The following is a 21,884-nucleotide window of genomic DNA, read 5'->3' as shown; positions in this document are numbered from 1 at the left end:
GTGGGGACGCCGGGGGCGGCGGTGGGGACGGTCACGACGTGACTCCTTCCTCGGTGGGTGCCGCGGTGATGACCGCGGCTGAGGGCTTGCGGTGCGGGACCTGCCGGGCCTTCGCGTGCCGGGAGGTGGGCGCGCCCGGCCGGGCGCGGCCCCGGGCCTTCGCTCCCCGTGCCGTCGGGTCGAAGGCGTCCCGCAGTCCGTCACCGATGAACGCGACGGAGAGGCCGATCAGGACGAGAAAGGCGGCGGGGAAGAAGAACAGCCACGGGGAGGTGTTGGCGTCCGGCGTTCCGGCGGCGATGAGGGTGCCGAGGGACACGTCGGGCGCCTGGATGCCGAACCCGAAGTAGGACAGCGACGTCTCGCCGAGCACGATCGCGCCCACCTGGACGGTCGCGTCGATGATGAGGATCGAGGCCGCGTTGGGGAGGATGTGCCGGAAGATGATGACCAGCGGGTGGACGCCCATGTAGCGAGCGGCCAGGACGTACTCCCGTTCCCGCAGGGTCCGGGTCATGCTCCGCACCACCCGACCGGTGATCATCCAGCCGAACGCCGCGAGCAGGACCACGAAGAACAGCCAGGTCCCGTGCTGGAACGCCGGTGACAGGACGGCGAGCAGCAGGAACGCCGGGATCACCAGCATCAGGTCGAGGAACCACATCAGGACGCGGTCGGTCCAGCCGCCGAAGTAACCGGCCGAGGCGCCCACCACCGCGGCGATCAGCGTCGTGAGCGGCCCTCCGACGAGTCCGACGACCAGTGACTTCTGCAGGCCCCTCAAGGTGAGCGCGAACAGGTCCTGGCCCGAGTGGGTCGTGCCGAACCAGTGCGCGCCGCCGGGCCCGGTGTCCAGGCTGGCGAAGTCGTTGTCGTGGTACGTCCAGTGCAGGAACGGCGGTACGGCGTACGCCAGGAGCACCAGGGCGATCACCAGGGCGATGCCCACCAGGGCCAGCCGGTTGCGGGCGAAGCGGGCCAGGACGAGCGCGCCGCGGCTCCGGGTCCGGTGTGGCGCCGCGGTCCCGGCGGCGGTTGCGGGGGTGGTCATGAGGGAATCTCCTCGAGTCGGTCGACGTGGGCCGTCTCAGGTGCGGACCCGAGGGTCGAGCGCCGCGTAGACGAGGTCGGAGAGCAGTCCCGCGATCAGGACGATGCCGGCGGTGAAGATCGCCACGGCGGCGACCGCGTTGACGTCGTTGCTGGTGATGGAGTCGACCAGCCACTCCCCCATGCCGTGCCACCCGTAGATCTCCTCGGTGAAGGTCGCGCCGGTGAACAGCAGCACGACGTTGTAGACCACCAGCGGCATCACGGGGATGACCGCGGTGCGCAGTCCGTGCCGCAGGACCGCCTGACGCCGCCGGAGCCCCTTGGCGCGGGCCGTCCGCAGGAAGTCGCTGCCCAGGACGTCGAGCATCGTGCTGCGCTGGTAGCGGCTGAAGAACGGGATCTGGGCGAGCAGCAGCGTCAGCGTCGGCAGCACGAGGTGTTCGAGGTTGTTGAGGACGACCGGGAGGGTGCCGTGCACCTTCGGGTCGTACATCCCGATGTACTGCACCAGCGGCCCGTCGCCCGCGGTGTCCAGGGTCCGCAGTCCGACCGCGATCACCACGACCGGGGTGGCCAGCAGGACGTAGGAGACGATCGTCGACACCCGGTCGGAGGGCCGGTACTGCCGCAGTGCGTTCCAGGCGCCGACCGCGACGCCGCCGACGGCCCCCAGGACGGTCGCGACGAAGAGCAGCTCGGTGCTGACCAGGACGCGGCGGCCCAGCTCGGTGTTGACCGAAGCGCCGTCGTAGGTCCTGCCGAAATCCCCGTGCAGCACGATCCCGGTCAGCCAGCGCCAATACCGGAGGTACACGGGCGTGTGCGGATCGAGGTTGTAGGCGTGCAGGATCGCGTAGATCGAGTGCAGGGGCGGCCGGGGATTCTTCGACAGGTAGTTGATGTCGGGGTGGAGGGTGAAGGATGCGAGAAAGTACGTCGCGCTGGCCGCGATGAACACCAGGATTGCGTAGTTGCCGAGGCGGCGCAGTAGGTAACGGCCCAACGTGCTTTCTCCTTCGCGTGGCACGCCCCGTGACCAGGGCCGCACCGGCTCCTACGGGGGTGTGACCCGGGTTCGGCAGCGCCACCCGGATGTCGCCGTATCGGAGCGGGGAAACAATGGAGCGTCGCGGTGGGACGGCTCGGGAAATATCCTCCTGCCACCCGCGTCCACATGAGGCAATACGCGCACAAAGAATTGGCAATGCGCATTGCGGGACGGAATTCCGGGAAAAGGGTTCCGGGCCGTGCCGAATTCCCTCTATGACGTGCGCCACTTTATGTGATGTTGATGTGGCGCCGATGCGGGGCGCCGTTCCGGGCAGCACGAAGGGCGGGCGCGGAGTCGGCTCCGCGCCCGCCCCTGGGGGTCTTCCCGCGTCAGTCCACCGCGAGGGTGAAGACGTGGAGGTCCGTGTTCTCCGGGAGCTTCACGCTCGTGATGGTCTTGCCGTCCGGTGCCGAGAAGGGCTTGGTGGCGAAGACGTACGTGGCCACCGGGTCCTTGTCCGCGCCCGCGACGTTGCGGTAGGCGGTCTTGGCGACGACCTCGTTGCCGAACTTGACGCTGCCGCCGCCACCTCCCACGGTCCAGTCGGTGAAGGACAGGTCGACGGCGCCGGTGCTGCCGTCGGTGTAGGTGACCGTCGCCGTCGTCTGCTGGTCGCCGTTGACGGCGCTGCCGACGAACGACAACCGCGAGGCGGGCGTGGCCAGTTCGATGGTCTGGCCGGTCGCCGAGGCGTTGTCGGGGCGGCCGGCGGGGGAATCCGGCCAGGTGAACGCGAGGCCTCCGGTGACCGTGCCCTGCGTCCCGCCGGTGAGGCCGGCCGCGGCGAGCGCCTGACGGGAGTAGCTCCAGCCGCCGCCGTCGTAGTCCGCCTCGTCGTGGTCACCGGCGTCGTCCGAGACGCCCGTGCTGTTGTACGCCGCGATGAGGGAACCGGGAGCGGCCACCGTCAGCGACACCGGCTGCTCGTACGAGGTGTCCCCGTAGCTCACCGCCACCTTGGCGTCGTAGAAGCCCTGCTTGACGTCACCGGCGGTGGACAGGGTGATCTCCTGGGAGCCGTCCGTGAACTCCCCCTCCGCGGGCGACGCCGTGACGCCGTCGGGCACCTCGACGCGGAAGCGCACCTTCGGTGCGGCGCCGCCGCGCAGCGACAGGGCGCGGATGCCCACCTTGGTGCCGCCGCCCGGGGCGATCGTCGCCGTGGTCGGGCCGACGCCGACCTGGTGCGGCTGCTCACCCTCCCGGAACGAGGGCGGCGCGTCGGCCGCGTCCGCTCCCCAGCTGCGGTCCGCGGTGCGCGACAGGGTGTAGTCGAGCCTGCCGCCGTCCTCGACGAAGGAAGCGGGCAACCACGGCCGGTCACTGGCGCGTCCGTTGACCTTCAGCGATCGGACGTACGGCGCGTCGGCCGCCGCGCCCGCCGCGCGGATGGAGATGTCGTTCCCGGCCGGGCGGTCGATCTCGATCCGCGGGAACAGCGGGGATCCGAGGACGAGTTCGGCGCGGGAGGGCACCTGCGGGTACATGCCGAGCGCCGAGAAGACGTACCAGGACGACATCGCGCCGAGGTCGTCGTTGCCGGGGATGCCGCCCGGCTGCGTGGACCACAGGGCGCCCATCGCGGCCCGCACGGTCTCCTGCGTCTTGTAGGGTGCGCCGGCGTAGGCGTACAGGTACGGCACGTTGATCGACGGCTCGTTGTCCATCTCCGACTTCTCGCCGCCGCTGCCGGTGAAGGCCCACTTGCCGTCCGCCGTGTGGAAGAACGCGTCCAGCCGGTCGAGGGCCTCGTCGCGGCCGCCCATCGCCGCGAACAAGCCGGCCGGGTCGTGCTGCACCATCCAGGTGTACTGGGCGGCCGTGCCCTCGACGAAGCCGTTGCCGGTGGCCGGGGTGAACCCGGTGACCCAGCTGCCGTCGGCCGCGCGGTTGGCTATGTAACCGCCGCTCGGGTCGGCGGCGAGGTTGAAGTTGTTCTGCCACCACTGGGAGCGCCGGGCGAAGTCGGCGGCGGTGTGCTTCCGGCCCGCGGCCGAGGCGAGCTGCGAGAGGGCGAAGTCGGCGCCCGACATCTCCAGCGTCTCGGCGGCGCCGCCCCAGGCGTTGGAGACGGACGGCATGTAGTGCAGCTTCAGGTACTTGTCCAGCGACGGGCGCTGGCCCACGGAGAGGATCGGCTTGCCCACCGGCGACAGGTCGCGCTCCGTCGGCACGGTCGCGGCCTTCACCAGGGAGTCGAGCGCGCCGCGCAGGTCGAAGTCCGTGCCGCCGAAGGCCCGGATCCCGGCGAGGGCGGCCGGCGACGGGTCGCCGTTCATGACGTGCGTGCCGGAGGCACCGTGCAGCCAGCGGTCCCAGACGCCGCCGTTCTGCTGGGCGAGCTCGTACAGGGACTGGGCGATGTCCGAGCCGGTGCGCGGGCTCAGCAGGGTGAGCAGCTGCACCTGCGAGCGATAGACGTCCCAGCCGGAGAAGGTGCCGTACTGCGCCTGGTGGCCGCGGGCCACCGTGTGGACCTCGCCGTCGCTGCCGCGGTATCTGCGGTCGGTGTCGCTGATGACGTTGGGGTGGATCAGCGCGTGGTACAGGGCGGTGTAGAAGGTGCTGCGCTCGGCGTCCGTGCCACCGCCCACCTTGATCGCGCCCAGCCGGTCCCGCCACGCGCGACCGGCCGCCTCCCGTACCGAGTCGAAGGAGCGGTGCCGCGGGTTCTCGGCGGCGAGGTTGGCCTCGGCGCCCGCCTGGCTCACGTACGAGATGCCGACCTTGACGTTCACCGGTCCGCTGCCGGGCGCGAACTCCACCCAGCCGCCGGCGCCCTTGCCCGCGACCGGCGTCCCGCCGTGGGAGAAGCCTCCCGTGCCGCCCGAGGCGGTGGTGGAGCCGGGGGTCACCTTGTCGTCCTGCCAGGTGCCGGTCGCCTTGAAGGAGCGGTCGAAGCGGGCGGTGAAGTAGAGGGTGTAGTAGGAGCGCTGGCCCTCCGGGTCGAGGTAGCCGCAGAAGTTCCCGGAGGTGACCGAGCCGGAGACGGTACGGGTCCGCGGGTCGATGGTCACGGTGGAGTCCGTGGACCCGACCTCGGAGTTGGCGGTGCGGATCAGCATCGAGGCGGGCTTGTCCGCGGGGAAGGTGAAGCGGCCGGAGCCGGTGCGCGCGGTGGCCGTCAGGTCCGCCGTCACACCGGAGGACAGGCCCACCTTGTAGCGGCCCGGCTCGGCGGTCTCGTCGCCGTGCTTGAAGTCCGCGGCGTACACCGCGTCCTTGGTGTCCGCGGCGGGCGAGGTGGTGACCTCTCCGGCGTACGGGAGGAACGGGATGTCGCCGCTGCCGCCCGCGCAGCCGGTGCCTGACATGTGGGTGAGGCTGAACCCCCGGATGCGGGTCGCGTCGTAGTGGTAACCACCGGGCGCCGTGGTGCGGGTGGCGTCGCCGCGGGTGGTCTCGGGGCTCCAGGACAGCATGCCGAGGGGGACGACGGCGCCGGGGAAGACGTTGCCGCCGTTCTTGGTGCCGATCAGGGGGTCGACGTAGGCGGTGGGGTCCTGCACGAGATCGGGTGGCGGCGCGGCGGGCGCCGCGAGGGCGGGAGTGGCACCGCCGACCGCCAGGACGGCGGCCAGCAGAACGGACGTCGTACGCAAACGCATGACGCGGCCCTTCTTCTCTCGGACGGGTCGCGCACCACGGGTCACACAAGCCGCGGGGACAGTAGCGTGCCCCACCGGTGCGCCGGAAGACCGCCTCGGGTGCACGTCAACTCCCTTGACATCGTTGCCTTCTCAGCCGGTATAGTCATGCCCAGCTCAAATGACAACGTTGTCGCGCACCACGGTTCCACAAGCCCCCCACGCCCGGCACCGCTCTCCCCCGCATCCGCCTCGGCACCCGCAGGTCCCCCGCCCCGATCCAGCCCGACGACCCCGATCCGGTGCGGTCACGGGCCGGACCGACTCGGTCCTAGTCACCCGAGTAGCCGAAGATCCCCAGGTGGGTGGGCCCACCATCGGAGTGCAGAACGACGTAACAGCCGGTCCATCTCATCCGGCACTCGGCGAGCAGGCTCCGCTCGTACTCCTCATGGCTGGTGAACTCATTGGCCGCCGCGACGAGCGCCAAGTACTGCTCCACCGTCGGGTGCTCGGTACCAAAGTGGTGCGCCACGCGGCTGAGTGGCAGGGGCCTCAGAGTGCCGTAGTCCGCGGCACGGGACGGCACAGGCGGGTCGTCCGTGGCCACGACGGTGTCGATGTCGAGGATCGTGTGGGTGCCCTCCTCCTCCATGAACTGCTCGTCCTCGTACAGCTCCTCCAGGTCCTTGTAGCGGGCACCGTCGCCGTACGTCTCCTGGAACACCCTCGCCTGCAAAGCCGCCAGAGCCGCCGCGACGTTCCCGTCGTACCCGGTCACGTAGTCCCACCCGCTGGCACCCATACAGCCCCTCCTCGAAGATCGTGAACGGCCGGACGGTATCAGCGGGAGCTGACAATGCCACGGCTCACGCCGGGCGGAATGGCTCCCGCGTGCAGCCGCGAGGTGGCACCTGCGCGGTCGCCGAAGGCGCACGCGGGGTCAGAACCAGTGCAGGCAGTGCGGGACGCGCTCCGCGCGGAAGAGGGCGTCGGCGAGGGTCGCGGCGTCCGGGCGGTGGGCCCGGATGTGTCCGGCACGCACGAGCGTGCTCGGGGTGGTACCGCCGAGGTAGACCGAGCCCAGGTCGCTCACGTCCAGGGACAGGTCGGGTTCCCGGTCCGTCGGGACGCACTCCGCCTTGGTGTCCCGGACGGTCAGCAGGTAGCGGCCGTGCTCGCCCAGGAACGGGTCGTCGACGTCGAGGACGAGTTCGCCGTCCGTGGACCAGCCGCGCGAGGTCAGTGCACGCGGGACGTCCAGCAGCCGCACCCAGAGCCAGTCGGTGTGGTTGCTCGCCTGGCCGGCACGGAAATCCGCGAACTGCCAGCGCAGCGGATGCTCGGGCGGGACGTGCTTGAACACGACCTGAGCCACCAGGTCGTGTCCGAGCACGAACCGGGCCAGGGCCGTGAACGCGGCCTCGTCGGTGGCGATGGTCTCGTCGACCGTCAAGGTGTCGGGCTCGCCGAGGGAGTAGCTGGCGTACCCGTCCGGCACGCCGTCGGCGTCACGGTGGACGGCGACGTAGCGCGGTGCCGGGGAGACCGGGGCCTGCCCCGCCCCCAGGGCCCACCAGCGGTGCGGCCGGGACAGCGCGCCGGGCTGTGCGCGGCGGTACCGGTCGTAGACCTCTTCCAGGATCTCTCCGCACTCGGCACGCCGCAGCACCTCGACCGAGCCGGTGTCCGGGACGGCCGCCGGGCCGCCGGCCGTTCCGCGCGCCCGGGGGACGGCGAGGGCGGCCTGGTGGCGCGGCACCGTCAGTCGACCCGTGTAGGTCGCCGGTCCGTAGCCGAACCTGCGGTAGATCAGGGCCTCGGAGGCCAGCAGCACGGAGAGGAACTCGCCGCGGGCCCGCAGTCCGGTGAGCTGATGGCGCATCATCGCGGTGAGCACGCCCTGACGCCGGTGCGAGGGCACGACACCGACGGCGGTGACGCCGGCGGCCGGGACGAGGACCTCACCTGGCAAGGTGAGCTCGAAGGAGTACGCACCGGCGGTGCCGATCGGCCGCCCGTCCGCCGTCGTGGCGAGCAGGTTGCGGTCCATTTCGAGCGCCGACCACCAGACCCCGCGGCCCTCGGCCGGGGTTTCCGGGAAGCGCCCGAACGCGGCATGGAGCGTGTCGACGAAGACGTCGAGGTCCTGGTCGGTCGTGGAACGGATCTCCATTGCTGCCGCTGCCTCCCCGGGATACCGGCACCACGCGTCGTGGTGACCCGCCACAGTGCAGCGTCGCCCCTCGGCAAGGTCAAGCGAATTACGGCCGGTCCCGGCCGCGGCCCGCTCGGGTGAGGCGTGACGGAGCCCGGGAGCATATCCAGCTGCCCGGGCTCCTGAGATGCCACCCAATTGCACACGCCGGCGGCGTTTAAGAGTCGCGGATCATTCTGAGATCGACGTGTTCTACCTTTGAACTACCGCGCCACGGAAGAGGCGCAGAGGGGAGTTGAACCCCCATCCGTCGATGATCGTCCGCGCTCGGTCGATCCGGCGTTCGGCGGCGAATGCTGAGACTGGAGCGAGAGTCTGAGATTGACGGGGCTGCCTCTACCGGTTGGGCCACCCCGGCCCGGTGTGCCGGGGGAGGGATTCGAACCCCCACTGATACCCCTGGTCAGCTTCAACATCAGTGTCAGCTTGCGCTCTCGGCGCACCCCCCGCTCTCACGAGGGGCGTTGATGGGGCTACCCGAACAGGTAGCCGAAGACCGCCTCCCCCACGCGCTGGTCGGTGACGTCCGCGCCGTTGGCCTCCTCGCGGGCGAACTTCACGGCCTGCTGCAGCTTCTCGACCCTGACGAGCAGCTCGTTCACGCGCCGCGCCGGGAGCGCGCCGGAGAACTTCACGGTCGTCCAGTACCCCACGGGCACGTCCTCGTAGTACACCTCGACCTGGGCCGGGTGCTTCTCCGTGGCCTCGGCCTTCACGTGGTTGCGCGGGACCTTCTTCGTGCGGATCGTCCGCACCGGCTCGGTCTTCCAGCAGTCCGTCGACGGGTCGGGGTTCCACGACTCGGACGCGTCCAGGACCGGCAGCTTGCGCACGAACGTGTGCAGGTCGGTGAGCTGCTTCTCCAGGAAGAGCAGGTACGGGACGGGGACCTGCGCGAGCAGCACCCTCCCGTCCACCACCACGTCGGCGGCCGCGGTCCGGTTGGCCCAGTCCTTGGTCGCCGTCACGTCGAAGAGCCGCGTCAGGGTGTCCCCGACCTCGTGCAGGACGTCCTCCGCCTTCACCTGGACCCGGGTGGACTCCGGGGGCAGTTGCTCGCCCTCCTCGTCCTTCGGCTGGTACGTCCGCGAGATCCCGGCGAGCAACGCGGGCTTCTGGACGTCGTGATGGGCCTGGGTCAATTCCTGGAGGGACTTGGACTTGACGCCCTTTTCCACGGCGATGATCTGATTGAGCTTCGGCAGGTCAGCGAAATTAGCAGCGCCCGCCCGTACACACACCCGAGTTTCGGGCCCACCGTGACGCACCGGTATCGTCGCCGTATGCCCGAGCTGATCGCGCCCACCACCCGTCTGCATTCCGCCTGGCTCGAGGCGCGGGACGAGTGGGGTCCCGGCCCGCACGAGGACGGCTTCGGCCTGGAGCCGTCCGACGAGGTCGACTCGCCGGACGGGTTCGCGGCCTGGGTGACGATGCTGGCCGGGCAGTCGGGGCCGGAGGCGGTGGAGGCGGGCCGCGGCTGCTGGTACCGGTGGATCGTCGAGGGCGACCGGGTGCACGGGGGCATCGCCCTGCGGCAGGGGCCCGACGACTACGTGCTGCGGTTCGGTCACATCGGCTACGGCATCCGGCCCTCCTCGCGCCGCCGTGGGCTGGCCACCTGGGCCCTCGGCGGGATGCTCCACGAGGCGCGCGGGCTCGGACTGGACCGGGTGCTGATCGTCTGCGAGGCGGCGAACACCGCCTCCGCCAGGACGATCGAACGCAACGGCGGCGTGCTCGAGGGCGTTGAGGAGGCCGGACCGGGTGGCGCCGTGCGACGCTACGGGGTCACGATCGCCTGACGCGGCTCAAGGGTGCAGCGCCCGCTGCAGGGCCTCGACGGCCAGCGTGCGGGCGACGACGGTCGCCTTGGAGTCCCGGAGGCTGTCGAGCATGAGGAAGTCGTGGACCATGCCGAGCACCCGCACCGCGGTGACGTCCACACCCGCCTCGCGCAGCTTGGCGGCGTAGGCCTCGCCCTCGTCGCGCAGTACGTCGGCCTCGTCGGTGATGACCAGGGTGGTGGGGAGGCCGCGCAGCTGCTCGACGTCGGCGCGCAGCGGGGACGCGTGGATCTCGGCGCGCTGTCCGGGGTCGCTGGTGTAGGCGTCCCAGAACCACTTCATCCCGTCGCGGGTGAGGTAGTAGCCCTCGGCGAACTGCTGGTAGGACGGCGTGTCGAAGTCGGCGTCGGTCACGGGGTAGAGCAGCACCTGGGCCGCCAGGTCGATGTCGCCGCGTTCCTTCGCCATCAGCGCGAAGACGGCCGACATGTTGCCGCCGACCGAGTCGCCGCAGACGGCCATCCGCGAGGCGTCCAGCTTCCGGTCCTCGCCGTTGCTCAGGATCCACTTCCCGACCGCGTAGTTCTGCTCGATCTGGGTGGGGTACTTCGCCTCGGGGGCCAGGTCGTAGACGGGGAAGACCACGGCGGCGTTCGTGCCGACCGCGAGTTCGCGCACGAGCCGGTCGTGGGTGTTCTCGTCGCCGAACACCCATCCGGCGCCGTGGATGTAGAACACGACCGGGAGGGTCTCCGTCGACCCTTCGGGACGGATGATGCGGGCACGGACGCTGCCGTACCGTCCGGCGTCGACGGTCACCCATTCCTCGTCCACCGCGGGCTTGGGCACGCCCTCGCCCGCCTGCAGGTCGTCGAGGATCTCGCGGCCGTCCGCCGGCGCGACCTCGTAGATGCGCGGGTGCTGTGCGGTCGCGTCCGCCAGTTCCTTGGCCGCGGGTTCCAGGACGGGTGCCGCGGACGGGGATTCGGGCATGGTGGGCCTCCTGCCGGAGAGGTTCCGTTTTTGGGCAGCGGAGGCGGTCGCAAGGACCGTGCCGGCCGCTGTTCCATCGTCCCTCGGCGGTTCGGCGCCGCAACTCCGGGAGATTCCGTGGTCGCAGAGCGCTCATGCGCGGGGCACACGCTGTCACTCCGCCGTGCGTGGGCGTCCGGCGGCGTGGTGCTTCGGGCCCGGCGGACTCCGTTCCCTACGATGCGCGGGTGCGATGCGCGATGTCCATTCCGCAGTTCCATGCGGACGGCGAGTTCGATCCCGCCGCCTTCCGCGTATTCCTGGCGCGCGTCGAGGAGTTGGGGTTCGACAGTGCCTGGACACAGGAACAGACGCTGGGCACGAAGCCGCAGCTCGCCCCGCTCGAGACGATGACCTTCGCCGCCGCGTGCACCGAGCGCCTGCGCCTGGGGTGCGTGGTCTTCGTGTCCACGCTGCACAGTCCGGTGCACCTGGCGAAGAGCATCGGTTCGCTGGACCAACTGAGCCGGGGCCGGATCGAGGTGGGATTCGGCACGAGAGGCCCGCAGCGGCCCTTCGCGGCGTTCGGCGTCGACCCGGAGCGCTACGTGGCCCGCTTCTACGAGGGCATGGAGGTCATGACCCGCCTGTGGCGTGAGCCCCGGGTCGACTTCTCCGGGGAATTCTGGCGGTTGAGCGACGCGGCGATGGAACCGAAACCGTTCCAGAAGCCCTTTCCCCCGGTGTGGTTCGGCGGCAGCGGGCACACCGCGCTGCGCCGCGCCGTGATGAGTCCGGGGCTCTTCACCGGCTTCTTCGGCGCGGGTCAGGTCCGGACGGAGAAGTTCGCCGACCAGGTCGCGATCGTGCGGCAGGCGCTGGCCGAGAGCGGCAGGCCGGTGGACGGCTTCGGGATCGCCAAGCGCGTCTACATCGCGGTGGACGACGACTCCCGGCGCGCCCGCGCCCGGATCGACGCCGAACTGGCGGCGCTGTACATGCGCAAGTCCCCCGAGACCGAGGCCGCCGCGATCACGGGGACCCCGGCGGAGTGCGTCCGGGCGCTGCGTGAGGTCGTCGCCGCCGGTGCGGAGCTCATCCTGTTCACGCCCCTGTTCGCGCCGGCCGAGCACGCCGAGCGCCTGGCCGCCGAGGTCGTGCCGGAGCTCGGCTGACGCACCCGCCGTGGCGGGTTCCCGGCTGCGGACCGAGCGCGGCCCGGCCGAAGGCCACGAGCCTGATCTGCCGGACCGGGCTCTGCGACGCCCGGAGGGCTGAGGCGGCGATCCGCGCCGCTTCCTCCGCCGGCTGGTCGTGGACGCCGGTGGCGATCGAGGGGAACGCGATGCTCGTGGCCCCCAGCTCGTCCGCGCCCTGCGGGCAACGCCCGTAGCATGCTCGCCGCCGCCGGGACGCCGGAGGCGGCGCGTGCCTGGGCCGCGGGGGAGCAGGCGAGGACGTCGGCCTCTCCGTCGTCGCCGCCTCCCCCGCCGATCAGCGACTCGTCCGCCGCCTTCACGACGGCATCGGTGGGCGAGTCAGGCGCACATGGCGCTCCGTACGAGCGGAGCCCCCGCTCGTTTGCGTGTTCGTCGGTTGCTGTAGGGTCCAAGGCCATTGATCGTTGTACAAATCTTTACCGCCCGGAGGGGAACTCTTCATGCACATCCGTCGTCTTGTGGCGATCACCGCTGCGACCGGCACGCTCGCGCTCGGTCTCGCGGCCTGTGGTGACGCCACGAAGGAGGCGCCGAAGTCCGCGTCGACGCAGGGCTCCGCCAAGCCGGTGGAGAAGAAGGTCTCCCCCGTCGAAGCCGTGCGGAACGCCACCAAGGCGGTGGAGCAGCAGGCATCCGCGAAGGTCGCCGTCGACTCCGTCGACCCTGCGGACGGCAACACCAAGGCCGAGGGCACGCTGAGCTGGAAGAAGGGCTCCGAGGGGGCCGAGCTGAGCATGGACGCCGGTTCCGACGCCGACATGAAGGACATGGCCGGTCCGGACGGCAAGGTGCACATGACGATGGCGGACGGCAGCGTGTTCCTCCCGGTCGAGGGGGAGATGGCCGAGGCCGCGGGCGGCAAGAAGTGGCTGAAGCTCGACGGCTCATCCGCGGAGGACAACCCGGCCAAGGACCTGCCGCACGGCCCCGCCGCGGCCCTTGCCGCGCTGTCCACCGCGGCGGACCTCGCCGCGGCCGGCGAGGAGCAGGTGGCCGGCGCCGAGGCGACCCACTACACGGGCACCGTGGACATCAAGAAGCTCGCCGCCGACACCTCCGTCCTGGAGCTCATCACAAAGGACGAGCGCGACGCCTACATCGAGGAACTGCACTCCACCGGCCTCAAGAACACCGTCAAGATCGAGGCGTGGATCAGCGCCGACGACCTCGCGGTCAAGACCGTGGAGTCCGGTAAGACCGCCAAGGGCCCGGCCAAGCTGACCATCGCGTACTCCGGCTACGGCCAGACCTCCGCCATCAAGGCGCCTCCGGCCAAGGACGTCACCACGTTCGCCGAGATGATCCAGAACGCCGCCCAGGGCTGACGTCAACCCGTCGGTGGGTGCGCCGCGACCACGCGCACCCACCGACGCAGTGGGCCCGGTCGTCGGCGCGGGCCGCTTCGTACGACCGGCGACCCCGGGAGCCGGTAGCCGGGGGCGGCCCGGGCAGCCCGTACCCTGAGGGGGCGATGAACCTCTTCAGCACGCCGTGGGGCGCACTCGAACTGACCCGATTCCCCGCGGAGCCGCGGGACACGCTGCGGGCGTGGGACGCCGCGGACGACTACCTGTTGCGGCACCTCGCGGAGAACGGGACGGACCTGACGGGCACGACCGTCGTCCTCGGAGACCGCTGGGGGGCGCTGGCGACGGCGCTGGCGGCACACCGCCCCACGCAGATCACGGACTCCCACCTCGGGCAGCAGGCCACGCTGGCGAACCTGCGGCGCAACGCGCCGGACGCCGAGGTGCGGATGCTGACCACCCGCGACGAGCCTCCGGCGCGCATCGACGTGCTGCTCGTGCGGGTGCCCAAGAGCCTCGCGCTGCTGGAGGACCAGCTGCACCGGCTGGCCCCCGCACTGCACCCCGGCACCGTCGTCCTGGGCGCGGGCATGGTCACCGAGATCCACACGTCCACGCTGCGGCTCTTCGAGCGGGTCATCGGGCCGACCCGCACCTCGCTGGCGGTGCGCAAGGCCCGGCTGATCTTCAGCACCCCCGATCCGGCGGCGGCCCCCGGGGCGAACCCGTGGCCTTTGCGGTACGCGCTGCCCGACGGCATCGGCCCGCTGTCCGGCCGCACCGTCACCAACCACGCGGGCGTGTTCTGCGCCGATCACCTCGACATCGGCACGCGTTTCCTGCTGGAGCACCTGCCGGACCGCAAGGGCCCGGACCGTGTGGTCGACCTGGGCTGCGGCAACGGCGTGGTCGGGACCGCGGTGGCGCTGGCGAACCCCGACAGCGACGTGCTGTTCGTGGACGAGTCGCACCAGGCCGTCGCCTCCGCCGAGGAGACCTTCCACGACAACGTGGGTCCTGGAGGCAAGGCCCGGTTCCTCGTCGGGGACGCCGCCGACGCCGTGGCCGCCGTCCGGCCCGACGGCGCCGACCTCGTCCTCAACAACCCGCCGTTCCACTCCCACCAGGCGGTCACCGCCGCGACCGCCCACCGCATGTTCGTCACCGCCCGGTCCGCGCTGCGGCCCGGCGGTGAGCTGCTGGTCATCGGGAACCGGCATCTGGGCTACCACGTGCGCCTGCGGCGGCTCTTCGGGAACTGCGAGGTCGTCGCGTCGAATCCGAAGTTCGTGGTCCTGCGGGCCGTCAGGCGCTGACGCCGGGCCGCCGGAGTCTTGAGGTCGGGTGAACCGGGCAGGCGATCCTCATGGTGGACGAGACGTACGGCGGCGGACCGGAGGCGGGCGGACACCGTGCGGTGCCGCACACCGCCGATGTGCGGATAGAGGCGTGGGGGCCCACCAGGGAGCAGTGCCTGGTCGAGGCGGTGCTGGGCCTGGTCGAGTGCTTCGCGGACGTCGCCGGGGTGCGGCCGGCGCGCGTGCGGCGGATACCGGTCGCCGACGCCGCCGACGACGACCTGCTGGCGGACCTGCTGGACGAGGTCATCTTCCGGCTCGAGGTGCACGGGGAGGTGCCCGTCGACGTCGAGGCGGAGTCGGACGCCGACGGGCTGGACGTACGGATGGCGATGGCCGACGTGAGGTCGGTCGAGGTCACCGGCGCGGTGCCGAAGGCGGTCTCGCTCAACGAACTCCACCTGGCGCCCGGCCCGTACGGATGGACCTGCGCGGCGACGGTCGACGTCTGAAAGACGGCGGCGGACCTCCGAACGGCGGCGGTCCACGGCGGGCCTAACCCTTCACCACGCCCAGGGGCACCAGGCGGACGACCTTGCGGCACAGTCCGGCGCCCTCGCTCGCCTCCACCACCGCCGAGACGTCCTTGTACGCCTCGGGCGTCTCCTCGGCGAGGCCGCGCCAGGACGAGGCGCGGACCGCGATCCCGCGGGCCTCCAGCCGGGCCCGCAGCTCCCTGCCGCTGACCCCTCGCGCGGCCTGGTGCCGGCTCTTCTCCCGGCCCGCCCCGTGGCAGGTCGAGTGGAAGGCGTCGCCACGGGGGACGCCGGTGAGGACGTACGAGCAGGTGCCCATGGTGCCGGGGATGAGCACGGGCTGGCCGGCGCCGCGCAGGTCGGCGGGCAGGTCCGGGTGACCGGGCGGGAGCGCCCGGGTGGCGCCCTTGCGGTGGACGCAGAGGGTGCGCCGCGCGCCCGCGCCCTCCACGTCGTGCTCCTCGATCTTCGCCAGGTTGTGGGACACGTCGTAGACGAGGGTCAGACGGACCCCCGCCTCGCGGCGGAAGACACGGCGGGACAGCTCGCCGAGGAGCTGGCGGTTGGCCCGGGCGTAGTTTGCCGCTGCCGCCATCGCGCCGAGGTAGGCGCGGCCCTCCGGCGAGTCCACGGGGACGCAGGCGAGCTGCCGGTCGGGGACCTCGATGCCGTACCGCCGCATGGTCCGGTCCATGGCCCGCACGTGGTCGGAGCAGATCTGGTGCCCCAGTCCCCGGGAACCGCAGTGGATCATCACGCAGACCTGGCCGAGCGAGAGTCCGAAGGCGGCGGCAACCGCTTCGTCGTACACCTCGGCGACCTCCTGCACCTCGAGGAAGTGGTTGCCCGAGCCGAGGCTGCCGACCTGCCCGAGGCCGCGTTCCCTGGCGCGTGCGCTCACCTGTCCGGGGTCGGCGTCGGCCACGGTGCCCTCGTCCTCGCACCGCCGCAGGTCGCCGTCCTCGCCGTGGCCCTCCTCCACGGCGTAGCGGGACCCGCCGGTCAGCACGCGTTCCAGCCGGCGGTCGCTGCCCAGGTGCCAGACGGCTCCGGTGACGGCGCCGCGGGGTGTGTCCTGGCCCAGTCCGTCCATGATCGCGGGCAGGGCGGGTCCGACCGTCCGCCGGTCGCAGTCGGCCGCCAGCAGGCGCACGCCGCAGGAGATGTCGAAGCCCACCCCGCCCGGGGAGACCACGCCGCCGTCGGCGACGTCGGTGGCGGCCACGCCTCCGATGGGGAAGCCGTAGCCCCAGTGGACGTCGGGCATGGCGTAGGAGGCGCCGACGATGCCGGGCAGCGTCGCCACGTTGACGACCTGCTCCAGGGCCTTCTCGGCATGGCCGATCAGGTCGCGCGAGGCGAACACGACGCCGGGTACGCGCATCAGCGCCCGCGGAGCGATGCGGAAACGGTAGGGGCCCTCTTCCACGACATCCATCACAGCCTCCGGGGCCGGTGGCCGGTCAACGCCCCCTATGTTTCGCGTTGCCGCGCGGGACGGCGGTAAACGGAGCCCCGGCCGGATCCGGATTCCGGACGTAGCATGAGGAAAAGGGCCGGTGCGCTGTCACAAGCGACGACCCGCAAGGGTGATCCCGGTGCGTCCGCGCCGGGGCACGGTGCCGAATCGGCGCTCCACCGAGGAGCAGCGCATGATCCATTCAGCCGATATCCGCGAGTGGCGCGACCGCGACGTCATCGACCCCAAGGGGCACAAGATCGGCGCGCTCGAGGCGATCTACGTCGACACCGCCACCGACGAGCCGGCGGTGGCCACGGTGCGCACCGGTCTGCCCACGCGGCAGCGACTGGTCTTCGTCCCCCTCGACGAGGCGGTCGTGGGGCCCGGCTACGTCAAGGTCGCCCAGCCCAAGGGGCTGGTGAAGAAGGGTCCGTCCATCGGGACGGACGACGTCCTGCCCGCAGAGCAGGAAGGGGAGATCTTCCAGTACTACGACATGGCCTACCACCCGGGCGCCGGCGGCGAACGCAAACTCGCCCGCCGCTGAACGCCTCACCCCGCCGCGCCAAGGAGGTGTCCCGGCCATGGCGCTCTTCCTGTTCCTGCTTCTGGTGGCCGTGGTCCTCGGACTCATCGGCGTGGTCGCCGAAGGTCTGCTGTATCTGCTGGTCATCGGCGTCGTCGTGCTCGTGCTCGACCTGGTGTACGTCGTTGTGAGATGGCGGCGTTCGCGCCGTGGGCTTCTGCGCTGAGACCGGCTGGGGGCGCCGGCCACGGGCTGCGTGCAGCCGGAACCCGCGGGGGGAGCACACTTCCGCGCCCGGGCGGGGTAGCAGACATCAGGTACGCAGAGTCCTCCGCGCGAAGTAGGGAATCCGTCATGACGGACCAGAAAGCCGCCGCCCGCCCGATCGGGCCCGACAGCGACCTGGAACAGGTCTTCGAACTCGCCCAGCAGCTCCGGGTGGACTCCGTGCGGGCCAGCACCGCGGCCGGCTCGGGCCACCCGACGTCCAGCCTGTCCGCCGCCGACCTGATGGCCGTGCTGATGTCACGTCACCTGCGGTACGACTGGCAGCAGCCCGAGAACCCGGCCAACGACCACCTCATCTTCTCCAAGGGACACGCCTCTCCCTTGCTGTACGCGATGTTCCACGCCGCGGGCGCCGTCGACGAGCACGAACTCATGACGACCTACCGCACCTTCGGAGCCCGCCTCCAGGGCCACCCCACCCCCGTCCTGCCCTGGGTGGACGTGGCGACCGGTTCGCTGGGCCAGGGCATCGCCTACGGCGTGGGCATCGCCACGGCGGGCCGCGATCTGGAGCACGAGCCGTACCGGGTGTGGGTGTTGTGCGGCGACAGCGAGATGGCCGAGGGATCGGTCTGGGAGGCCCTGGACAAGGCGGGTCAGCGGCTGCTGCCCAACTTCGTCGCCATCGTCGACGTCAACCGGCTCGGCCAGCGCGGCCCCACCGAACTGCAGTGGGACACCGAGGCGTACGCCCGCCGCGTCGAGGCCTTCGGCTGCCGCGCCCTCGTCGTCGACGGGCACGACCTCCAGGCCGTCGACCGGGCGCTGGCCACCGCGGCGGACGGGCAGGCGCCCACCGTCATCGTCGCCAGGACCGTCAAGGGCCAGGGCGTCCCCGAGGTCGCCGACATCGAGGGCTGGCACGGCAAGCCCCTGCCGCCGGACCTCGCCGAGCACGCCATCGAGGAACTCGGGGGCGTGCGTCACCTGACGGTCCGCGGCCCGCGGCCGCCCGAGGCCGCGCCGCGCCCGCCGATGGCCGCGACGACGCCCATGGAACTGCCGCGCTTCCGGCTCGGGGAGGAGGTCGCCACCCGGGTCGCCTTCGGCAAGGCGCTCGTCGCCGTCGGTGCGCGCCCCGACGTCGTCGTCCTGGACGCCGAGGTCGGCAACTCCACGCACGCGGAGGACTTCGGCAAGGCCTACCCCGACCGGTACTTCGAGACGTACATCGCCGAGCAGCAGATGATCGCCTCGGCCGTCGGCATGGCCGTGCGCGGCTACCGCCCGTACGCGGCGACCTTCGCGGCCTTCCTCACCCGGGCCCACGACTTCATCCGCATGGCGGCCATCTCGCAGATCTCGATGGCCCTTTCCGGCAGTCACTGCGGCGTGGAGATCGGCGCCGACGGCCCCTCCCAGATGGGCGTGGAGGACCTGTCGATGATGCGCGCGGTCCACGGTTCCACCGTGCTCTACCCCAGCGACGCCACCTCCGCCGCGGCGCTGACGGCGGCCCAGGCCGACCTCGACGGCATCTCCTACCTGCGCACCACCCGCGGGGCCTATCCCGTCCTGTACGGACCCGACGAGACCTTCCCCGTGGGCGGTTCCAAGACCCTGCGCCAGTCCGGCGACGACCGGGTCACCCTCGTCGGCGCCGGGGTCACCCTGCACGAGTGCCTCGCCGCGGCCGACGCGCTGGCCGCCGACGGCATCGCGGCCCGCGTGATCGACCTGTACTCGGTCAAGCCCGTGGACGCCGACGCCCTCGCGCGCGCCGCCCGCGACACCGGCGCCCTCGTCGTCGCCGAGGACCACCACCCCGAGGGCGGCCTGGGCGAGGCCGTCCTGTCCGCCCTCGCCGCGCGGCGCCAGGGGCCGGCCTTCGCCCACCTGGCCGTCCGTGACCTGCCGGGCTCCGGCACCGCGGAGGAACTCCTGGACGCCGCCGGCATCTCCCGCACGCACATCGCCGAGGCGGCCAGGCGTCTGACCTCGGGATGACCCCCGCCCCGACGGGTACGAGCACCGGCGGCCGCCGTCACGGGTGACGGCGGCCGCCGCCGTACCGGCGCGGGCCCGTGCTCGACGCGCCGCGTCACCTGTACGGGCTAACCGGAGCGCCGGCCGGGGCACCGCCGCGCAGTTCCCGGGGACCGGCGCCGGGCACTGACACGCGCCCCCGGCCCGCCGCGCCGCGCCGCGTGCGACGAGCCCGCCTCGCCGGGCGATCTTCCTCCGCTTCGCCCACGCTGGTCCCGGTGCCCGCCCCACCCGGCGGCGCCGCCGCACGCCAGGGCGGCCTTCACGGCCGCCACGTCACCCCACGAGGGAGCAGGCATGACATTGACGACGGATGCGCTCATACCCGCGCTCGAGGATGTGCGGGAGGCACACGCCGCGGTGGTCGACCGGTTCCGGACCGACATGGCCGTCACCCCCGTCGGTCCCCATCGGCAGACCCTGGAACGTCATGCCGCCCAGACCCAGCACCACATCGCCCGGATCGACACCCACGTCCGTGAGATGCGGCCGCGCCACCTCCTGCGGGACACGGCCGAGATGGTCCGGACGGCGTCGGCGGGCGCGTTCCACACGGCCATGGCGCCCCTGCACATCGGCACCCGCATGGTCCGCGGCGTCCTGCCGGGGCGCGGGCAGGCCGACGAGCACCAGCTGCTGAGGAACACCGAGGCCGAGTACACCGCCACCGCGCGGGCCCTCGCGGCCTGCCGGGCGGCCGAGAGCATCGCCACCCTGGCCCAGGACGACCGCGCCGCCGCGCTGCTGACCACGCTGCGCCGGCAGGACGAGCAACTGCTGCGCGACCTGGAGTCCAGCGTCGAGGAACAGGCCCTGGCGGTGGCCACCACGGCGGCCGGCAACGGCCACCACGCCCACGGTGCGGCCGGTCTGGCCGACGCCGCCGTCCGGACGCTCCGCACGACCGCCCAACGGCTCCAGGCCGTCTGGACCGCCGGGCAGCCGGCGCCCCGTCCCGCCGCCGACGCACCGCGCCCGGCCGGGAAGGCCCACGCCCCCGTGGCCCGGAAGGTGGACCTCCCGCTGGCGGACTACGACCGGCTCCCCGTCGCCGAGATCATCCAGCGGCTGCGCATCTTCTCGCAGGCGGACCTCTCCGTCATCGAGGACTACGAACGGGAGCACGGCGACCGGGTCGGCATCCTGAACGCCATCGAGAACCTGCGCGCCAACCAGCCCTGGCCCGGCTACGACACGATGAGCCCGGACCAGATCACCGCGCGGCTGCGCGGCGCCGAACCGCTGCAGGCCCGGCAGGCCATGGACTACGAGCGGCAGCACCGCGGACGCCCCGACGTCATCAGCGCAGCCAAGCAGCGCACCCGCGCCGCCGTCTGAGCCGGCTCCACGAGGTCCCCGCCGTGGCACCACGGCGGGGACCCTCGCATGCCGCCCGCGGGCCCGGGCGGCCGTGCCCGGAGCGCTGTTTGGCGCCATCTGGCTCGGGCAGGCGCCACCACCGAGAAGAAGGACCCTGCATCCCGAAGCGGATGCCGACCCGAAAGGTGGGCGCATGTCGACGGTTGAGGAGTCGGTCGAGGTCGCGGTGCCGGTCACGACGGCGTACAACCAGTGGACGCAGTTCGAGGAGTTCCCCCACTTCATGGAGGGCGTGGAGCGCATCGACCAGCGCACGCCGACCCTGACGCACTGGGTCGCGAAGGTCGACGGCGTGACGCGCGAGTTCGACGCCGAGATCAGCGAGCAGATCCCGGACGAGAGGGTCGCCTGGACCACGGTCGGCGGCGACGTCCACCAGGCGGGGGTCGTGACCTTCCACCGCCTGGACGACCGGCACACCAAGGTCATGCTGCAACTCCGGCACGAGCCGCACGGCGTGGCCGACACGGTGGCCGACAAGCTCGGCGTCGTCAAGCGCCAGGCCAAGGGCGACCTCAAGCGCTTCAAGGCGTACATCGAGGCCCGCGGCATCGAGAGCGGCTCCTGGCGTGGTGAGGTGTAGGGGCGCCGCCTGGAGCGAGCCCGACGCGCGGGTCCCGGACGCCGATCGGTGTCCGGGACCCGCGCCGTCCGTTAGCACCGCGATGCGCGGCGGCAGGCGGGGTAGGCGTACTTCTGCCACCCATGAGCAGAAGGGAGCTCTCCGATGGCCGACTCCTCGATGAAGGCCGTCGGCTGGGCGCGGTCGTTCCCGGTGTCCGGCGGAGTGCGGGCCGGCCGGCGGTGGACGCGGCAGCACCTCGCCACTCTGGACTGGACCAAGGACGCGCCGGGCACGGTCGACGACATCCTGCTGGCCGTGTCGGAGCTCGTCACGAACGCGCACGTCCACGCCCACAGCGACGCCGAGGTCGTCCTCACCTGGGACAGCCGCTGCCTGCACGTCAGCGTCCACGATGACGACGACACGGTGCCCACCCCGTGCGACGCCGACGCGGAGGCCACCGGCGGGCGCGGGCTCGCCATCGTGGACGGTCTCGCCGACCACTGGCACACGCACGCCCAGCACCACGGCAAGACGATCACGGCCTGCTTCACACCACCCGGCGGGAAGTCGGCCGGCCCCGATGAGGAGCCGGCACGCTGAAACCCTGTCACCTCATGGCGCAGGGTCCACGGCACGGCCGTGGCC

19 protein-coding genes and 1 pseudogene are annotated in these 21,884 nt (G+C 71.9%); 11 read left to right on the top strand and 9 right to left on the bottom strand.

Translation table 11 applies throughout. The annotated features are described in order from the left end of the window. Positions 1-31 precede the first annotated feature (31 nt). The 6 genes from PV350_RS18565 to PV350_RS18540 form a co-directional block, all read right to left on the bottom strand. Positions 32-1,051 carry an ABC transporter permease gene (locus tag PV350_RS18565; RefSeq protein ID WP_500334914.1) on the bottom strand — a complete coding sequence of 340 codons (1,020 nt, stop codon included), beginning with the start codon at positions 1,049-1,051 and terminating at the stop codon, positions 32-34. A gap of 36 nt (positions 1,052-1,087) precedes the next feature. Further along, the gene (locus tag PV350_RS18560) at positions 1,088-2,056 is read right to left on the bottom strand and encodes an ABC transporter permease (RefSeq protein ID WP_499509040.1); all 969 of its coding nucleotides are present in this window, start codon (positions 2,054-2,056) and stop codon (positions 1,088-1,090) included. A 377-nt stretch (positions 2,057-2,433) separates the two neighbouring features. Then, positions 2,434-5,712, bottom strand: a complete 3,279-nt coding sequence (locus PV350_RS18555) for a GH92 family glycosyl hydrolase (RefSeq protein ID WP_500334912.1) — start codon at positions 5,710-5,712, stop codon at positions 2,434-2,436. A 310-nt stretch (positions 5,713-6,022) separates the two neighbouring features. Beyond that, complete coding sequence (locus PV350_RS18550) at positions 6,023-6,496, bottom strand: hypothetical protein (RefSeq protein WP_500334910.1); 474 nt, start codon at positions 6,494-6,496, stop codon at positions 6,023-6,025. Positions 6,497-6,634: 138 nt separating this feature from the next. After that, complete coding sequence (locus tag PV350_RS18545) at positions 6,635-7,867, bottom strand: GNAT family N-acetyltransferase (protein WP_499509042.1); 1,233 nt, start codon at positions 7,865-7,867, stop codon at positions 6,635-6,637. Between the two features lie 515 nt (positions 7,868-8,382). After that, a complete protein-coding gene (locus PV350_RS18540) occupies positions 8,383-9,114 on the bottom strand; it encodes a DUF7873 family protein (RefSeq protein ID WP_499509043.1) in 732 nt (243 codons plus the stop codon). Between the two features lie 78 nt (positions 9,115-9,192). On the opposite strand from PV350_RS18540, the gene PV350_RS18535 reads away from it, so the two are divergent. Next, positions 9,193-9,714, top strand: a complete 522-nt coding sequence (locus PV350_RS18535; protein WP_499509044.1) for a GNAT family N-acetyltransferase — start codon at positions 9,193-9,195, stop codon at positions 9,712-9,714. Positions 9,715-9,720: 6 nt separating this feature from the next. Here PV350_RS18535 and PV350_RS18530 read toward each other — a convergent pair whose 3' ends face one another. Further along, positions 9,721-10,689, bottom strand: coding sequence for an alpha/beta hydrolase (locus tag PV350_RS18530; protein WP_499509045.1), 969 nt, complete (start codon positions 10,687-10,689; stop codon positions 9,721-9,723). A gap of 239 nt (positions 10,690-10,928) precedes the next feature. Between PV350_RS18530 and PV350_RS18525 the strand changes: the two genes are divergently transcribed. Beyond that, complete coding sequence (locus PV350_RS18525; protein WP_499509046.1) at positions 10,929-11,843, top strand: LLM class flavin-dependent oxidoreductase; 915 nt, start codon at positions 10,929-10,931, stop codon at positions 11,841-11,843. Here the strand turns inward: PV350_RS18525 and PV350_RS18520 are convergent. After that, positions 11,773-12,057: pseudogene (locus tag PV350_RS18520) on the bottom strand (macro domain-containing protein); the annotation flags it as partial. The gene PV350_RS18525 and the pseudogene PV350_RS18520 sit on opposite strands and share 71 nt — an antisense overlap. 271 nt (positions 12,058-12,328) lie before the next feature. Between PV350_RS18520 and PV350_RS18515 the strand changes: the two are divergent. The 3 genes from PV350_RS18515 (at position 12,329) to PV350_RS18505 (ending at position 15,005) form a co-directional block, all read left to right on the top strand. After that, positions 12,329-13,213 (top strand): SCO4651 family lipoprotein, encoded by an 885-nt coding sequence (locus tag PV350_RS18515; protein ID WP_499509048.1) that lies wholly within the window; start codon positions 12,329-12,331, stop codon positions 13,211-13,213. A gap of 146 nt (positions 13,214-13,359) precedes the next feature. Continuing rightward, the gene (locus PV350_RS18510) at positions 13,360-14,511 is read left to right on the top strand and encodes a methyltransferase (RefSeq protein ID WP_500334906.1); all 1,152 of its coding nucleotides are present in this window, start codon (positions 13,360-13,362) and stop codon (positions 14,509-14,511) included. Between the two features lie 50 nt (positions 14,512-14,561). After that, a complete protein-coding gene (locus tag PV350_RS18505) occupies positions 14,562-15,005 on the top strand; it encodes an archease (RefSeq protein WP_499509050.1) in 444 nt (147 codons plus the stop codon). Positions 15,006-15,048: 43 nt separating this feature from the next. Here PV350_RS18505 and PV350_RS18500 read toward each other — a convergent pair whose 3' ends face one another. Next, the gene (locus PV350_RS18500) at positions 15,049-16,467 is read right to left on the bottom strand and encodes an RtcB family protein (protein ID WP_500334904.1); all 1,419 of its coding nucleotides are present in this window, start codon (positions 16,465-16,467) and stop codon (positions 15,049-15,051) included. Between the two features lie 214 nt (positions 16,468-16,681). Here PV350_RS18500 and PV350_RS18495 point away from each other — a divergent pair, with 214 nt between their 5' ends. From PV350_RS18495 to PV350_RS18470, 6 genes are all read left to right on the top strand, one after another. Continuing rightward, positions 16,682-17,038: a PRC-barrel domain-containing protein gene (locus tag PV350_RS18495; protein WP_499509052.1), complete on the top strand. Its 357-nt coding sequence runs from the start codon at positions 16,682-16,684 to the stop codon at positions 17,036-17,038. A 37-nt stretch (positions 17,039-17,075) separates the two neighbouring features. After that, complete coding sequence (locus tag PV350_RS18490) at positions 17,076-17,243, top strand: hypothetical protein (protein ID WP_499509053.1); 168 nt, start codon at positions 17,076-17,078, stop codon at positions 17,241-17,243. Between the two features lie 128 nt (positions 17,244-17,371). Beyond that, a complete protein-coding gene (locus tag PV350_RS18485; protein ID WP_499509054.1) occupies positions 17,372-19,252 on the top strand; it encodes a transketolase in 1,881 nt (626 codons plus the stop codon). A gap of 336 nt (positions 19,253-19,588) precedes the next feature. Beyond that, positions 19,589-20,629: a hypothetical protein gene (locus tag PV350_RS18480; RefSeq protein WP_500334901.1), complete on the top strand. Its 1,041-nt coding sequence runs from the start codon at positions 19,589-19,591 to the stop codon at positions 20,627-20,629. A 175-nt stretch (positions 20,630-20,804) separates the two neighbouring features. After that, positions 20,805-21,254 (top strand): SRPBCC family protein, encoded by a 450-nt coding sequence (locus PV350_RS18475; RefSeq protein WP_499509056.1) that lies wholly within the window; start codon positions 20,805-20,807, stop codon positions 21,252-21,254. Positions 21,255-21,398: 144 nt separating this feature from the next. Continuing rightward, entirely contained in the window at positions 21,399-21,839 is a 441-nt protein-coding gene (locus tag PV350_RS18470; protein WP_500334899.1) for an ATP-binding protein, read from the top strand. The last annotated feature ends 45 nt before the right edge of the window (positions 21,840-21,884 follow it).

It is taken from the genome of Streptomyces sp. PA03-6a, from assembly GCF_033792765.1.
Lineage (GTDB): Bacteria > Actinomycetota > Actinomycetes > Streptomycetales > Streptomycetaceae > Actinacidiphila.
Note: the sequence above shows the minus strand (reverse complement) of the source record. Positions and strands in the feature narration are given on the sequence as shown.

Excerpts from the sequence above, each read along its gene's own strand:
- PV350_RS18480 (WP_500334901.1), top strand. The coding sequence starts at position 19,589 with ATGACATTGACGACGGATGCGCTCATACCCGCGCTCGAGGATGTGCGG.
- PV350_RS18550 (WP_500334910.1), bottom strand. The coding sequence starts at position 6,496 with ATGGGTGCCAGCGGGTGGGACTACGTGACCGGGTACGACGGGAACGTC.
- PV350_RS18525 (WP_499509046.1), top strand. The coding sequence starts at position 10,929 with ATGTCCATTCCGCAGTTCCATGCGGACGGCGAGTTCGATCCCGCCGCC.
- PV350_RS18475 (WP_499509056.1), top strand. The coding sequence starts at position 20,805 with ATGTCGACGGTTGAGGAGTCGGTCGAGGTCGCGGTGCCGGTCACGACG.
- PV350_RS18505 (WP_499509050.1), top strand. The coding sequence starts at position 14,562 with ATGGTGGACGAGACGTACGGCGGCGGACCGGAGGCGGGCGGACACCGT.
- PV350_RS18470 (WP_500334899.1), top strand. The coding sequence starts at position 21,399 with ATGGCCGACTCCTCGATGAAGGCCGTCGGCTGGGCGCGGTCGTTCCCG.
- PV350_RS18565 (WP_500334914.1), bottom strand. The coding sequence starts at position 1,051 with ATGACCACCCCCGCAACCGCCGCCGGGACCGCGGCGCCACACCGGACC.
- PV350_RS18495 (WP_499509052.1), top strand. The coding sequence starts at position 16,682 with ATGATCCATTCAGCCGATATCCGCGAGTGGCGCGACCGCGACGTCATC.
- PV350_RS18515 (WP_499509048.1), top strand. The coding sequence starts at position 12,329 with ATGCACATCCGTCGTCTTGTGGCGATCACCGCTGCGACCGGCACGCTC.
- PV350_RS18555 (WP_500334912.1), bottom strand. The coding sequence starts at position 5,712 with ATGCGTTTGCGTACGACGTCCGTTCTGCTGGCCGCCGTCCTGGCGGTC.
- PV350_RS18490 (WP_499509053.1), top strand. The coding sequence starts at position 17,076 with ATGGCGCTCTTCCTGTTCCTGCTTCTGGTGGCCGTGGTCCTCGGACTC.
- PV350_RS18510 (WP_500334906.1), top strand. The coding sequence starts at position 13,360 with ATGAACCTCTTCAGCACGCCGTGGGGCGCACTCGAACTGACCCGATTC.
- PV350_RS18535 (WP_499509044.1), top strand. The coding sequence starts at position 9,193 with ATGCCCGAGCTGATCGCGCCCACCACCCGTCTGCATTCCGCCTGGCTC.
- PV350_RS18545 (WP_499509042.1), bottom strand. The coding sequence starts at position 7,867 with ATGGAGATCCGTTCCACGACCGACCAGGACCTCGACGTCTTCGTCGAC.
- PV350_RS18530 (WP_499509045.1), bottom strand. The coding sequence starts at position 10,689 with ATGCCCGAATCCCCGTCCGCGGCACCCGTCCTGGAACCCGCGGCCAAG.
- PV350_RS18485 (WP_499509054.1), top strand. The coding sequence starts at position 17,372 with ATGACGGACCAGAAAGCCGCCGCCCGCCCGATCGGGCCCGACAGCGAC.
- PV350_RS18500 (WP_500334904.1), bottom strand. The coding sequence starts at position 16,467 with ATGGATGTCGTGGAAGAGGGCCCCTACCGTTTCCGCATCGCTCCGCGG.